Origin of the sequence: Ramlibacter sp. PS3R-8 (genome assembly GCF_037572435.1) — a bacterium.
In the GTDB taxonomy this organism is placed as follows: Bacteria; Pseudomonadota; Gammaproteobacteria; order Burkholderiales; family Burkholderiaceae_C; genus Ramlibacter.
The window spans coordinates 147,804-162,344 of record NZ_JBBHGT010000002.1 but is presented as its reverse complement, the minus strand read 5'-3'; the positions used below and the strand labels follow the sequence as shown (position 1 = coordinate 162,344).

13 protein-coding genes are annotated in these 14,541 nt (G+C 69.8%); 11 read left to right on the top strand and 2 right to left on the bottom strand.

What is annotated here, in order from left to right:
- The first annotated feature begins 3 nt into the window (after positions 1-3).
- Entirely contained in the window at positions 4-2,010 is a 2,007-nt protein-coding gene (locus WG902_RS08710) for a hypothetical protein (RefSeq protein ID WP_340059627.1), read from the top strand.
- Here WG902_RS08710 and WG902_RS08705 read toward each other — a convergent pair whose 3' ends face one another.
- Entirely contained in the window at positions 2,011-2,433 is a 423-nt protein-coding gene (locus WG902_RS08705; RefSeq protein WP_340059626.1) for a universal stress protein, read from the bottom strand. It abuts the gene before it with no gap.
- Positions 2,434-2,469: 36 nt separating this feature from the next.
- The gene (locus WG902_RS08700; RefSeq protein WP_340059625.1) at positions 2,470-2,913 is read right to left on the bottom strand and encodes a universal stress protein; all 444 of its coding nucleotides are present in this window, start codon (positions 2,911-2,913) and stop codon (positions 2,470-2,472) included.
- A gap of 101 nt (positions 2,914-3,014) precedes the next feature.
- Here WG902_RS08700 and WG902_RS08695 point away from each other — a divergent pair, with 101 nt between their 5' ends.
- From WG902_RS08695 to WG902_RS08650, 10 genes are all read left to right on the top strand, one after another.
- Positions 3,015-5,294: a heavy metal translocating P-type ATPase gene (locus WG902_RS08695; protein ID WP_340059624.1), complete on the top strand. Its 2,280-nt coding sequence runs from the start codon at positions 3,015-3,017 to the stop codon at positions 5,292-5,294.
- A gap of 4 nt (positions 5,295-5,298) precedes the next feature.
- A complete protein-coding gene (gene ccoS / locus WG902_RS08690) occupies positions 5,299-5,436 on the top strand; it encodes a cbb3-type cytochrome oxidase assembly protein CcoS (RefSeq protein ID WP_340059623.1) in 138 nt (45 codons plus the stop codon).
- 62 nt (positions 5,437-5,498) lie between these two features.
- Positions 5,499-6,938, top strand: coding sequence for a cytochrome-c oxidase, cbb3-type subunit I (gene ccoN, locus WG902_RS08685; protein WP_340059622.1), 1,440 nt, complete (start codon positions 5,499-5,501; stop codon positions 6,936-6,938).
- A gap of 14 nt (positions 6,939-6,952) precedes the next feature.
- The gene (ccoO, locus tag WG902_RS08680) at positions 6,953-7,582 is read left to right on the top strand and encodes a cytochrome-c oxidase, cbb3-type subunit II (protein WP_340059621.1); all 630 of its coding nucleotides are present in this window, start codon (positions 6,953-6,955) and stop codon (positions 7,580-7,582) included.
- A gap of 11 nt (positions 7,583-7,593) precedes the next feature.
- Positions 7,594-7,734, top strand: a complete 141-nt coding sequence (locus WG902_RS08675; RefSeq protein WP_340059620.1) for a cbb3-type cytochrome oxidase subunit 3 — start codon at positions 7,594-7,596, stop codon at positions 7,732-7,734.
- A gap of 12 nt (positions 7,735-7,746) precedes the next feature.
- On the top strand, positions 7,747-8,664 hold the full coding sequence (gene ccoP, locus WG902_RS08670) for a cytochrome-c oxidase, cbb3-type subunit III (RefSeq protein WP_340059619.1): 918 nt from the start codon (positions 7,747-7,749) through the stop codon (positions 8,662-8,664).
- A gap of 7 nt (positions 8,665-8,671) precedes the next feature.
- Entirely contained in the window at positions 8,672-10,084 is a 1,413-nt protein-coding gene (gene ccoG, locus WG902_RS08665) for a cytochrome c oxidase accessory protein CcoG (RefSeq protein ID WP_340059618.1), read from the top strand.
- A gap of 10 nt (positions 10,085-10,094) precedes the next feature.
- The gene (locus tag WG902_RS08660; protein WP_340059617.1) at positions 10,095-10,349 is read left to right on the top strand and encodes a FixH family protein; all 255 of its coding nucleotides are present in this window, start codon (positions 10,095-10,097) and stop codon (positions 10,347-10,349) included.
- Between the two features lie 131 nt (positions 10,350-10,480).
- Positions 10,481-12,646, top strand: coding sequence for a hypothetical protein (locus WG902_RS08655; RefSeq protein ID WP_340059616.1), 2,166 nt, complete (start codon positions 10,481-10,483; stop codon positions 12,644-12,646).
- A gap of 11 nt (positions 12,647-12,657) precedes the next feature.
- Positions 12,658-14,535 carry a putative bifunctional diguanylate cyclase/phosphodiesterase gene (locus WG902_RS08650; RefSeq protein ID WP_340059615.1) on the top strand — a complete coding sequence of 626 codons (1,878 nt, stop codon included), beginning with the start codon at positions 12,658-12,660 and terminating at the stop codon, positions 14,533-14,535.
- Positions 14,536-14,541: the final 6 nt, after the last annotated feature.

Here is a 14,541-nt window from a genome sequence, read left to right as displayed (position 1 = left end):
CGGATGGCCGAAGCCGAGGACGTCATCACCGACGCGGCGCGGCACGCCACCGTTTTCGCGCAGGACCTGTGGCGCCGGCACCGGCCGCCATCCGCCAGGCACCAACCGCCTCGCCTGGGAGATGTGGCGCGCCGGCTCGACCTGCTGCTGGTGGCCGCCTTTGGCCGCTCGTTCGCCCTGCGCGTCGCGCACGTGCCGGCGCCGCCAAGGTGGCTGGAACGCTGGTTGGGCCGAGACGCCTTGCCGCCGCAACGCGAGGCGCTGCCGGCCACGGACGGCGAGAGCCTCTGGTTGCCGGCGGACTTCGGCCCGGACGTGGCGGACCCGTTGGCCATCGAGCGATTCCGCCTGCATGCATTGCGCCAGGGAATGCGCGCGTTGCGTGGCAGTGCGACTGTCCTTCCGGCCCACGCGCCGGCCCTGCTTCGTGACGCGTTCCTGTTGCTGGAGGCGCGCGCCGCGGATGCGGAGCTGGCGCAGCGGCTGCCCGGCCTGAGCACCGGGCTGCAGTCCTTGCGCGTCGCCAGCCTGCAGCGGCGGCAGCAGTTGCGTGGCTTGCCCGCGCGTGCGCAAGCGCTCGAGGAGATCGTGCTTGCCGTCCTGCGCGGGGAAAACATCGCCCCATGGCCCGCCGAGCCGACATCGGTGCTCGCGCAGGCCGCTGCGTTGGTGCATTCGCTCGGCGACATGCCGGGGGCGCCGGCGCTGCTGTGGCGCGACGCCTGGACCGGAGACTTGCGGCAGCCCGGGGACCGGCGACGGGTTCCGGCGCACGAGCATTCGGGCGAGGACACCGGCTTCACCGGGCGTCCGCGCAGCGCGCACTTGCCGCGCCGGCCCGAGGTGCGGGAAGCCGTCGACGACGAGGACGACCGCAAGCAGGGCGCCTGGATGGTCCAGGGCGCGCAGCCGAACGAGGCCGCGGAAGACCCGATGGGCATGCAGCGTCCGACGGACCGTGACGAAACCACTGCGTCCGAGGAATTCGCCGATGCGCTGTCGGAACTGCCGGAGGCGCGGCTGGTCTCCACACCGGGCAGGCCGCGCGAAGTGCTGCTGTCGGACGATCCGCCAGAGGGACGAGGCAAGCACGCGGCGGCGCCGCAGCCGGGGCAGGCGACGGAACTGGCGTATCCCGAGTGGGACTGGCGGGCCGGCGCGTATCGCGACCCGGGCGCCATCGTGCGCCTGCTGCCCGCGGTGGACGGGCCGATGCAGTGGGTGGAGCGAACATTGGCGTCGCGGGCCGGCATGCTCCACGAGATCCGCCGGCGCTTCGAGTTGCTGCGCGCGCAGCGCGTGCGGCAGCGGCGGCAGCTCGATGGCGATGCGATCGACCTGGAAGCCTGGAGCGAAGCACAGGCCGACTTCCGCGCCGGACTGCCGCTTTCGCAGCGGCTGTACCAGACGGAGCGCCGGGCACGACGGGACGTGGCCATCACGCTGCTGGTGGACGCGAGCGGATCCACCGACGGCTGGATTGCCGCAGACCGTCGCGTGATCGATGTGGAGCGGGAGGCCCTGCTGCTGGTGTGCATCGCGCTGGAGGGCATGGCGGACCCCTTCTGCGTACAGAGTTTTTCCGGCGAAGGACCGAAAGGCGTCGTCGTGCGCAGCGTCAAGGCGTTCGATGAGCGCCATGGGCCCGCAGTAGCCCGCCGCATCGCAGGGCTGGAGCCGGAGAACTACACGCGTGCGGGGGCAGCCATCCGACATGCCACGGCCACGCTGATGCGCCAGCCTGCGGCACACCGGCTGCTGCTGCTGCTGTCCGACGGCAAGCCGAACGATGTCGACGACTATGAGGGCCGCTATGGCCTGGAGGACATGCGGCAGGCCGTCGTCGAGGCGCGGCTGCAGGGCGTGTCGCCGTTCTGCCTGACCATCGACCGGCAAGCCGCCGGCTATCTGCCGGTGGTGTTCGGGCCGCACCAGTACGCGCTGCTGCCACGGCCCGAGCTGCTGCCGGTGGTGCTGCTCGACTGGCTGCGGCGCCTCGTCTCCGCGTAACTACTTCACCAGCAGCACCGGGATCTCGCACGAAGTCAGCACGTTTTGCGCCACGCTGCCCAGGAGCGCGCGCCCCAGGATGCCGTGGCCGTGCGTGCCCATCACGATCATGTGGGCCTTTTCCTTCTTGGCGACCTTCACGACCTCCACCCCGGGGGAACCGACGGCCCACTTCGAGCTGTAGGCGAGGTCGTGGCGCTGCAGGAACTTCTCGATCGGCTTGAGCACCTTTTCGGCTTCTTCCCGGTGGTAGTCGTTCACCGCGGTACCGCCCACCATGCTCCGCACGCGCGGCGGCACCGCCGGCTGCACGTTGACGACCAGGATCTCTGCTTCGGGGCCGCCGAATTCCTCGTGGGTGACGAGGAAGGCGAGGGCCTTCTTGGTATAGCTGCTGCCGTCGGCGGCGAGGACGATCTTCATGGGGAGTCCCTTTCTTCTTGGGTTGGGGTAGCGCTGTCAGCGCAGGACCAGCACCGGGATGGTGCCATGGGTCAGGACGTGCTGGGTTTCGCTGCCCAGCAGCAGCCGCTTGAGCCCCTTGCGGCCGTGCGAGGCCATGACGATCAGGTCGCAGCGGTTCTTCCGGGCGGCCGCAAGGATGGCCTCGGCCACGAGGTCGGAGCGGACCGTGGTGGCCTTGGCCTTCACCCCCGCCTTCCCGGCCTCCTTGCCGACGTCGTCGGCGATCGACTGGCCCTGCTCGGCCCAGAGCTTTTCGACGCGCGACACCTCGGCGTCGGACACGTTGGCCCCGCCCTCGAAATAGGAGATGGGGTAGCGCGGCACCACGTTCACGGCGACGACCTCGGCGCCGATGCTCGAAGCCAGCGCGATGGCGCTCTTCACCGCCTTCTTCGACAGCGCCGAGCCGTCCGTAGGGACCAGGATGCGTTGGTACATGTTCTTTCCTTGTGCTGCCGGCCGCCAGCTTAGGGCGGGGGGACCCGGCGCGGTTGATCCATGTCAACCGGCCCGCCGAGTGGCGACCGTAGGCTTGCCGGATGCAGTCCGCCACCCTTGCTCCGCCCGTTTTCGCGCGTGCCCTCATTGACGAGGCCGGGCAGTGGAAGGCGTTCAGCCGCGCCGTGCCGCAAGGCGCCGGCGCCTGGGAGTCCTATCTCGCGATCGAGGGCATGTACTGCCCGGGTTGCACCCTCGTCATCGAACAGGCGCTGGCGGGGCTGCCGGGCGTGCAGGGCGTGGAAGTCAATGGCGCCACCGCCACCGCGCGTGTCGTCTGGTCGCCGGGGCAAGGCCGTCCCTCGCAGTGGCTGGCCGCGCTGGAGCGCGCGGGCTACCGCGGCCTGCCGGCGGCCGATGCGCTGGCGGCCGTGCCGCGCCGCCAGGCGCGACGCCTGCTGCTGTGGCGCTGGCTGGTGGCCGGCTTCTGCATGATGCAGGTGATGATGTACGCGATCCCCGCGTACGTGGCCGGGCCCGGCGACATGACGCCCGACGTGGCGGCGCTGCTGCGCTGGGCGTCGTGGCTGCTCACGCTGCCGGTGCTGCTGTTTTCCTGCCGCCCCTTCTTCTCCTCGGCCTGGCGCGACCTGCGGCATGCCCGCATCGGCATGGACGTGCCGGTGGCGCTGGGCATCCTGATCGCCTTCGGCGCCAGCACCGCCGCCACCTTCGACCCCGCCGGCCCGATGGGCGCGGAGGTCTGGTACGACTCGGTGACGATGTTCGTGTTCTTCCTGCTGTCCGGCCGCCTGCTGGAGCAGCGGCTGCGGGACCGCACCGCCGGCGCGCTGGAAGCGCTGGTGCGGCGGTTGCCGGACACGGTGGAGCGCGTCGCCGCCGACGGCAGCAGCGAGCGCGTCGCGGTGCTGCGCCTGGCCGTCGGCGACCGGGTGCGCATCCACGCCGGCGAGACCTTCCCGGCGGACGGACGCGTGCTGGAGGGCGAGACGCAGGCCGACGAGGCGCTGCTCACCGGCGAGTCCAAGCCGGTTCCGCTGCGCCCCGGCGATGCGGTGGTCGCCGGCAGCGCCAACCTCGCCGGCGCCGTGCTGGTGCTGGTGGAACGCGTCGGCGACGCCACGCGCTTCGGGCAGATCGTGGCGTTGATGGAACGCGCGTCGATGGAAAAGCCGGCGATCGCGCGGCTGGCGGACCGCTTCGCCTCGCCGTTCCTGGCCGGCGTGCTGTTGGCTGCCGCGGGCGCGGCCTGGTGGTGGTGGCCGCAGGGCCCGGGCCATGCGCTGGGCATCGCCGTGGCAGTGCTCATCGTCACCTGTCCCTGTGCGCTGTCCCTGGCGACGCCGGCCGCGACGCTCGCGGCAGCCGGCGCGCTGGCCCGCCGCGGCATCCTGGTGCGCCGCCTCGAGGCCCTGGAGACCGGGGCCACGGTGGACACGGTGGTGTTCGACAAGACCGGGACGCTGACGACCGAGTCGATGGCCGTCACGGCTGTGCACGTCCGCGACGGCGTCACGCCGGGACAGGCGCTGGCCTGGGCGGGCGCACTGGCCCGGCATTCGTTGCATCCGGTGTCGAAGACGATCGCCGGCGCGGCGGGCGACGCGGAGCCGGCGACGCTGGCCCGCGAAACCGCGGGACAGGGCGTCGAGGGCGTTGTCCAAGGAGTGCGGATGCGGCTGGGGTCGAGCGCGTTTTGCCGGGGTGCCTTCGGCAACCCGGCCTACGGATCCGATGACCGCAGGCCGGGTTGCGCGGAGCGCACCCCGGCGGAAAGCGCGCGGGTCCACATCACCGACGACCGCGGCTGGATCGCGAGCTTCTCCATCGACGAGACTCTGCGCGAAGGCGCGCCCGCCGCCATCGCTTCCCTGCACGCGCAGGGCATCGCGATCGAAATCCTCTCCGGCGACCAGCCGGCGCCGGTCGCCCGGCTGGCGCAACGTGCCGGCATCGCGCAGGCGCTGGGAAACCAATCTCCGCAGGACAAGCTGGACCGCGTCGCCGCGCTGCAGCGCGCCGGCCACCGCGTCGCCATGGTCGGTGACGGCATGAACGACGGACCGGTGCTGGCCCGCGCGGACCTTTCCATCGCCATGGGGCAGGCCGTGCCGATCGCGCAGCAACGCTGCGACTTCATCGTCCAGGGCGGCCGGCTCGACGCCGTGCCGGCGCTGCTGCAGCTGGCGCGGCGCACACGAAGCGTGGTGCGGCAGAACCTGGCCTGGGCGGCCGGCTACAACGCCCTGAGCGTGCCGCTGGCGATCGCCGGCATGATGCCGCCATGGCTGGCTGGCCTGGGCATGGCCGCCAGTTCGCTGTTCGTCGTGCTCAATGCGGCCCGCCTCGCGCGCGGCTGACGGCATGGACATCCTCTTCATCCTCATCCCCTTGTCCGTGGCGCTCGCCTTCGCCATCCTCGGCGCATTGGCGTGGGCCGTGTGGCGCGGCCAGTTCGACGGCGTCGATGCCGAAGGCGAACGCATCCTGCAGGACGATTGATCTGCATCAAGCGCGCCGCCGCCGGCGGCGCGGAGACTCGCAGCATTCCAAAAAGGTGCTGCATGACCGAGTCGACCCTCTCCCCAACGACGTACAACGACACCGTCGTGCGGCAGTTCTCGTTGATGGCCGTGGTCTGGGGCGTGGTGGGCATGTTGGTGGGCGTGTTCATCGCGGCGCAGCTCGCGTGGCCCGAACTCAATTTCGGCATTCCGTGGCTGTCGTACGGGCGCCTGCGGCCGCTGCACACCAATGCGGTGATCTTCGCCTTCGGCGGCTGCGGCCTGTTCGCCACCAGCTACTGGGTGGTGCAGCGCACCTGCCAGGTGCCGCTGTTCATGGGCAAGCTGGCCTCCTTCACCTTCTGGGGCTGGCAGGCCGTCATCGTCGCCGCCGCGATCAGCCTGCCCCTGGGCTACACGTCCGGCAAGGAATACGCCGAACTCGAGTGGCCGATCGACATCCTGATCACGCTGGTGTGGGTGTCGTACGCGGTCGTCTTCTTCGGCACGATCGGCATCCGCAAGGTCCGGCACATCTACGTGGCCAACTGGTTCTTCGGCGCCTTCATCATCGCCGTGGCGCTGCTGCACGTGGTGAACAGCGCCGCCATTCCCGCGGGCCTGATGAAGTCCTACTCCGCCTATGCCGGCGTGCAGGACGCCATGGTGCAGTGGTGGTACGGCCATAACGCCGTCGGCTTCTACCTCACCACCGGCTTCCTCGGGATGATGTACTACTTCATCCCCAAGCAGGCCGAGCGGCCGGTGTACAGCTATCGGCTGTCCATCGTGCACTTCTGGGCGCTGATCTTCACGTACATGTGGGCGGGCCCGCACCACCTGCACTACACCGCGCTGCCGGACTGGACGCAGTCGGTCGGCATGGTGTTCTCGCTGATCCTGCTGGCCCCGAGCTGGGGCGGGATGATCAACGGCGTGATGACCCTGTCGGGCGCCTGGCACAAGCTGCGCGACGACCCCGTGCTGCGCTTCATGATCGTGGCGCTGTCCTTCTACGGCATGGCGACCTTCGAGGGCCCGATGATGTCCATCAAGACGGTCAACGCGCTCTCGCACTACACCGACTGGACGGTGGGCCACGTGCACGCCGGCGCCCTCGGATGGGTGGGCCTGATCACGATGGGGTCGCTGTACTACCTGATCCCGCGCCTGTTCGGGCAGAAGAAGATGTTCTCGGTGCCGGCCATCGAGCTGCACTTCTGGATGGCGACGGTCGGCATCGTGCTTTACATCGCCGCCATGTGGATCGCCGGCGTGATGCAGGGCCTGATGTGGGGCGCGGTCAATGCCGACGGCACCCTGACCTACACCTTCGTCGAATCCGTCAAGGCGACCTATCCTTTCTACGTCATCCGCTTCCTCGGCGGGGTGCTCTACCTTGGCGGCATGCTGGTGATGGCCTGGAACACGTGGATGACCGTGGGCGGCGGCCGCGCGGTGCGCTTCCACATCCCGGCGCCGCTGGCCCGCGCGGCGTGAACGAAAACACGAACATGAACGACAACACCACCCCTGTGGCCACCTTCTCGCACGAGAAGGTGGAGACCAGCAACTTCCTGATGATCGTGCTGATCCTGCTGGTGGTCGCCGTCGGCGGCCTGGTGGAGATCGTGCCGCTGTTCTTCCAGAAGTCGACCACCGAGCCGATCGCCGGACTGAAGCCCTACACCTCGATGCAGGTCGCCGGCCGCGACATCTACGTGCGCGAGGGCTGCTACAACTGCCACTCGCAGATGATCCGGCCCTTCCGGGCGGAGACGCTGCGCTACGGCCACTACTCGGTCGCCGGCGAATTCGTGTACGACCGCCCGTTCCAGTGGGGCTCCAAGCGCACCGGCCCGGACCTGCATCGCGTCGGCGGCAAGTACAGCGACGAGTGGCAGAAGATCCACCTGAACAACCCGCGCGACCTGGTGCCGGAATCGAACATGCCGGCCTATCCCTGGCTCGAGAAGAACCCGGCCGATGCCGCCAGCATCCAGGCCCACATGAAGGCGCTGCGCGCCATGGGCGCGCCGTACAGCGACGAAGAGATCGCCAGGGCGCCGGCCGACCTGAAGGGCAAGACCGAGATGGATGCGCTGGTGGCTTACCTGCAGTCGCTGGGCCGGTCCCTGAAGTAGGAGAAATCGATATGGACGTCAACACCCTCCGCGAGATCGCCACCGTCGTCTCCTTCGTCACCTTCATCGGCATCTGGGGCTGGGCCTGGTCGCGCCGCAACCGCGACAGCTTCGACGAAGCCGCGCGGCTCCCCTTCGATCAAGACCAGTAGGAGCCCGGCGACATGAGCGATTTCACCAACGGCTACTGGTCCCTGTTCGTGGCGGGCGTCACGCTGGCGGGCATCCTCGCCTGCCTGCTGCTGCTGTGGATCACCGCGCGCAAGAAGGTGCCGGCGCGCAGCGACAACACCACCGGGCACGTCTGGGACGAGGACCTCACGGAGATGAACAATCCACTGCCGTTGTGGTGGGTGGGGCTGTTCATCGCGACGATCGTCTTCTCGCTGCTGTACCTGGTGGCCTACCCGGGGCTGGGCTCCTATCCGGGCGAGCTGAACTGGACGACCCGCGGCGAGTACGAGGCCGAAGTGGCGCAGGCGAACACGGACCTCGGGCCGCTGTATGCGAAGTTCACCGCGCTCGCGCCCGAAGAACTGGCAGGCGATGCGAACGCCATGGCCGTGGGCGAGCGGCTGTTCATGAACAACTGCGCGCAATGCCACGGGTCCGACGCGCGCGGCAGCAAGGGTTTCCCGAACCTGGCCGACGCCGACTGGCTGCATGGCGGAACGCCCGACAGGATCAGGGAGTCGGTCACCAAGGGTCGGGTCGGCGCGATGCCGGCGATGGCCGCCGCGGTGGGTTCGCCCGATGACGTGAAGAACGTCGCCAACTACGTCATGAGCCTGTCGAATGCACCGCACGACTCCGTGCGCGCGCAGCTGGGCAAGAGCAAGTTCACCGCCTGCGCGGCATGCCACGGCATCGACGGCAAGGGAAACCCGGCGCTGGGAGCCCCCAACCTGGCGGACGACATCTGGCTGCACGGCTATGGCGAGCAGGCGATCATCGCGATCGTCAACAACGGCAAGACCAGCGAGATGCCGGCGCAGGAAGGCAAGCTGACCGAAGCGCAGATCCACGTGCTGGCCAGCTATGTCTGGGGGCTGACCCACAAGCCGCAGTCCCCGCGGCCCTGACGCTCTCGTGAAAGTCATCCCCATCCTCCCTGTCGTTCCCGAGGAAGCGGGCAACGGGCTCTACGAGTCGGAGAAGAAGGTCTACCCGCGCACGGTGACGGGCGCCTTCGCCAGGTGGCGCTGGGCCTTCGTGTGGCTCACGCAGATCGTCTTCTACGGCCTGCCCTGGCTGAACTGGGGTGAACGCCAGGCCGTGCTGTTCGACCTGGCGGCGCGCCGCTTCTACATCCTCGGCTACGTGCTGTATCCGCAGGACTTCATCTACCTCACCGGCCTGCTGGTGGTCAGCGCGCTGTCCCTGTTCCTGTTCACCGCCATCGCCGGGCGCCTGTGGTGCGGTTTTGCCTGCCCGCAAACGGTGTACACGGAGATGTTCCTGTGGATCGAGCGCAAGGTGGAGGGGGAACGCAACGCCCGCATCCGGCTCGATGGCGGGGTGCTGTCGGTGGAAAAGCTGGTCAAGAAATGGTTCAAGCACCTGCTGTGGGGCCTGCTGGCGATGTGGACGGGCTTCACCTTCGTCGGTTACTTCACGCCCATCCAGGACCTCGGGATGGAATTCCTGCAGACCCGCATGGGCTCGTGGGAGGTGTTCTGGGTTTTCTTCTACGCCTTCGCCACCTACGGCAACGCCGGCTTCATGCGCGAGCAGGTATGCAAGTACATGTGCCCGTATGCGCGGTTCCAGAGCGCGATGTTCGATGCGGACACGCTGATCGTCAGCTACGACAGCGCGCGCGGCGAGCCGCGCGGCACGCGGGGGCGCCAGGATGACCTGCCGGCCCTGGGGCTGGGCTCCTGCATCGACTGCGGGCTGTGCGTCCAGGTGTGCCCGACCGGCATCGACATCCGCCAGGGCCTGCAGTACGAATGCATCGGCTGCGCGGCCTGCGTGGACGTCTGCGACTCCGTCATGGACAAGATGCACTACCCGCGCGGCCTGATCCGCTTCACCACGCAGCGGGCGCTGGAACAGGGCTCCGGCCGCGCCGCCATCCTGCGCCGGGTGCTGCGCCCGCGCGTGCTGGTCTATGCGGCGGTGCTGCTGGTGCTCACGGCCGGCATGATGGCCAGCCTGGCGCTGCGCACGCCGCTGAAGGTGGACGTGGTGCGCGACCGCGCCGCGCTCGCGCGCTTCGCGGCTGGCGGCCGCCTGGAGAACGTCTACCGGCTGCAGGTGATGAACGCCACGGAGCAGCCGCAACGCTATCGCATCGATGCCGGCGGGCTGCCGGGCCTCTCGCTCGCCTCCGACGCGGTGGTCGAGGTCGGCGCCGCCGAGTCGCGCTGGGTCGCGGTGCGCTTGCAGGTGCCGTTTGGCTCCGCCCCGCCGGGCTCCCATCCCATTCACTTCGACATCCAGGCCGAGGGCGCCGACGCGCACGTCCGGGAAAAGTCGGTGTTCCTCGTTCCCCGCTGAAAGGTTTCGCATGCAGCCCCAACCCCCCGCGTCCTTGCCCTGGTGGCGGTACCCGCTGGTCTGGCTGGTGATCGCCGGCCCCGCGACGGTGGTGGTGGCGGGGCTGGTCACCGCCGTCATCGCCTTCCGCAGCGCGGACCCCGTGGTCGCGACGGACTATTACCGGCGCGGCATCGAGATCAACAAGACGCTGACCGCTGTCGGCAAGTCGGCCTTGCCCGCCATGCAGGGCCGCAATCACGCGGTCACCCCGACCGCGCCCTGAGCGCCGCGAGCCGTTCCAGACGCGGGAAAATTGCCGCGCGGCACCCGCAAAAGGTAGTCTGCGTCCTACAAGGGAAGTTCAGCACTTCCTACCTATGGCATTCTGCAGAGCTTCTTACAGTGCGTAAGCTCATGAAAAAGTTGCTCGCTTCCAGCCACAAACTGGTGCTCCCGCTGCTGTTGTCCGGGATGTGGGCCGGGGTGCAGGCCCAGTCGCTCGGCACCCCATCGGGCACGGCCTGGATCGGCCGCCCCCTGGAAATGACGGTGCCCGCGCGCTTCGCCGCCTCTGGTTCGGGCAATGAATGCGTCCATGCCGACGTGTTCTTCGGCGACACGCGCCTGCCTTCCGGGCGCGTACGGGCAACCATCCTGGGCGCCGACCCGCAAAAGCAGGTGCGCATCGAAACGGAGACCTTGATCGACGAGCCGGTCGTCACCGTGTCGGTGCGTGTCGGCTGCCAGGGCGCGATTACGCGCAGCTACACATTGTTGCCCGAACTCCCGTCGGAGCAGGTAATTGCGGGGCTGGTCGCGCAGCGTCCGTCGGCGCCGCCGCCTGCCACGGCGTTGTCCCCGGCCATGGCGGCGGCAACGTCCATGGCGCCGCTGCCGCTGGCCACCGCGCCGGGCACGACGGGGTCGACGTCACCCCGGGTGCGACCCGCGCGTACCGCGGTCGCGGCGGCGCGCGAGTCCACTGCCGCGAGGAATCCCCAGTCGACTGCTGCGAAGGCGCGCGAATCCGTTGCGCCGAGGACGCGCGCGGCCCTGGCCCGCGCGCCCAGGCCGGTGGTGGCCGCCGCACCCTCGGGACCACGGTTGCGGCTGGAACCGATCGAAGCCGACAGCGTCACGCTGCTGCGCGCGAGCACCCAGCTGTCGGACCCGGCCGGAGACGCCGCGCGGCGCGCCACTGCTGCCTTGCTCTGGCAGGCCATCAACGCCGACCCGCAGGAAGTGCTGCGCACGACGGTGATGCTGCAGGGCCTGGAGCGTGACCTCGCGCAGCTGCGACAGAACGGGGACCAGACGCGGGCTGAAATGGCGGCGCTGCGGCAGCGGCTGGATGCCGCGCAGCCGTGGTACGTCTCTGCTGCCACCGTGAAGGTGCTGGGCTTGCTGCTGCTGCTCGCGATGGCCGCCGCCGGCCTGTTCTGGTACCGCACCCGCCACAGCGCGGTCGAACACTGGTACGTGCCGGCACCGGACCGGGCCGCCGGACCTGCTGTCGGGGACGAAGCCGCGGCGGCGGAACTGGCGCCGTTGGAAACACCGCCGGCAACGGCGCAGACATCGGAGCCCGTGCCGCTTGCCGCGGACGCGACCCCGGCCGCGCCGGACCTGCCCGCTGCCTACGCCGCCGCCGCCGGCCGCGAACGGGCTGCGCCCGCCTCGCCGGTGCCGCAATCGGCGCGACGCGGGCCGATCAGCTTCGACGCGCCGGTGCTGCGCACCGCCGCGCCCGCGAAGCGGCACGACCCCGATGGCGTGCTGCGGGTGGAGACGCTCGCCGCGACCTTCGAGGAGGTGGAATTCCTGTCCTCGCTCGGGCTCACCGTGGACGCCGCCGGCGTGCTGAAGTCGTACCTGCAGGACAGCGCCAGCCCGGCGCCCATCGCCTTCTTCGAACTGATCCGGCTGTGCGAGCACGAAGACGACAGCGCCGCCGCCGGCCTGGTGCGCCGCCGCTACGCGCAGGTGTTCGGGGTGGACGCGCCGCCCCTGGAACAGGTGACCGCCCCTGTGGGGTTGGACAGCCTGCCCGGGCTGAGCGCCAGCATCACGTCGATGTGGAGCACGCCGCGCGTCCTGCGGCTGATCGAGGACGTCCTGTTCGCCGCGCCGACGGCCGGACCGCCGCTGACGCTGCAGGCCGGCCGCGACCTGCTTTGCCTCCATGACATCGCCACGAGCCTCATCGCGGAAGCTTCGTCCACGCCGGATGTCGGCGAGGCACACGCCCTGGCGCCGTGGGCCCACGCGGAGGATGCTGGTGGCGCACAAGCAGCGGTGCAGGCGGCCACCGACGTGGGCGACGGCAGCGTGCTGGGCGTCGACATCGACCTGGGCGCCACGCATGCCGCGGATGCGCGTCGCGCCATGGTGTCCGTGCCGAGCGTGGACCTGGAGCTGGCGCAGGCCGAGTCGGACGTGGCGCCGCTGGTAGCCCAGCTGCGGGCCGCGGCCCGCGAGGCGGAGGAGCGCGGCGCCAGCGTCCGCCGGCTGGCAGAGGATGAAGACGCGTTCAGCAGCGCCGTGATGGCGTCGGAGCGGATGCGGATCGTGCGTCACTGATCGGAACGCCGATGGCCGCCGTCCAGCCGCGAACCGGAACCGAGTGCAACGTGCCGCTGGTGTTCGACCGGGGTGGCAGCGACGACCGGACGCCCCGGCGGCCGGCCTGGCTGTACACGGCCGCACTGCAACCGGCCGACGAGCCCCAGCGTATCTCGGAGCTTCGCGGATTCGGAATCCTCGACACCGACCCCGACGAGGACTGCGACCGGCTGGTGCAGCTGGCCGCCCTGGTGTGCGGCACCCCCTTCAGCGCCTTGACCCTGGTCGACAGCCATCGCCAGTGGTACAAGGCGCGCGTCGGCCTGCCGGTGCAGCAGATCCCGCGCGACAAGTCATTCTGTGCCCACGCCATCCTCGAACCGGAGCGGCTGCTGGAAATTCCGGATGTGGCCCGGCTCGGCTGGGCCGACGCGCAACCCTGGGGCGCCAAGGGCCCGACCCTGGGCTTCTACGCCGGCGTGCCGCTGCGCACGCGCGAGGGCAGCGCGATCGGCACCCTGTGCGTCATGGACAGCGTGCCGCGCCGGCTGACCGACAGCCAGCGCGACGGACTGGCCAAGCTGGCCAAGGCCATTTCCAGCCACCTGGTCCTGCGCCGCCAGTTGCGCATCGCCACCGAGACCGACCGCCTGACTGGGTTGCCCAACTGGTTCCACTTCGAAGCCGCGTTCGAACACCACAAGCCCGACAGCGGCATGGTGTGCTTCGTGCGGCTGAAGACCATCAACCAGATCAATTCCGCCCACGGCTTCCGCATCGCTGACGGTTTGATCAAGCAGACGGCGGACCGGCTGCGCGTCTTCGGCGACCGCGGCGCCGCCATCGGCCGCATCAAGCGCGGGCTGTTCGTCCTGTTCTTCCCGGGCGCACGCCCGGAAGAGTTCGCCCGCAAGGTTGCGCCCGAGCTGGCCAGCAGCCTGGCGGAGCCCTACAGCGTCAACGACCTTTCGCTGGTGTGCCCGGTGAACCTGGGCTTCGCTGCCTTCCCCGACGACGGCAGGACGCTCGACGAGGTGGTGAATGCCGCGGACTCCGCGCTGCAGGTCGCGATCGAGCGCGAGCAGTCGATGGCGTTCTTCGACCGCAGCGTGGACAACCTCCTGAGCACGCATTTCCGGCTGGAGCCGCAGTTGCGGCGCGCGTTGGAGAAATCGGAGTTCGTCAATTACTACCAGCCGAAGGTGGAGCTGGCCACGGGCCGCATCGTCGGTGTCGAGGCGCTCGTGCGCTGGATGGACCCGCGGCGCGGGCTGGTGCCGCCGGGCGAGTTCGTCCCGGCGCTGGAAACCACTGGCCTGATCGGCGACGTCGCCCAGAAGATCATGGAGCGCGCGATCGACGACTGGCGTGGCTGGCGCGATGCCGGCCTGGCGGCGCCGCGCATCGCGGTCAACGTGGCCGCGGCGCAGTTGCGCGACGACGATTTCGTTCCCGCCCTGCAGCGCGCGCTGGCGGCGCTCGACGGCGACCCGTCGGCCATCGGCATCGAGATCACCGAAAGCATCCTGATCGGGAACATGGAGCGCGCCATCGAGGTGCTGACCCAGGTGCGGGCGTTGGGGGTGCCGGTGGCCATCGACGACTTCGGCACCGGCTATTCGTCGCTGGCGTACATCGTGACCTTGCCGATCGACGAATTGAAGATCGACCGCGCCTTCGTCAAGAAGATCACCGCCGACGCGGCCTACGAGGGCATCGTGCGCACCTGCGTGTCGCTGGCGCGCGGCCTGAACCTGTCGGTGGTCGCCGAGGGCGTCGAGACCGAGGCCCAGGCAACGGCGTTGCGGTCATTGGGGTGCGACCAGGCGCAGGGCTTCCTCTACAGCCCGCCGGTGCCGGCGGACCAGCTGGTGCGGCTGCTCGAGGCAGGGCCCTTCGGGGTTTGAGTTGAG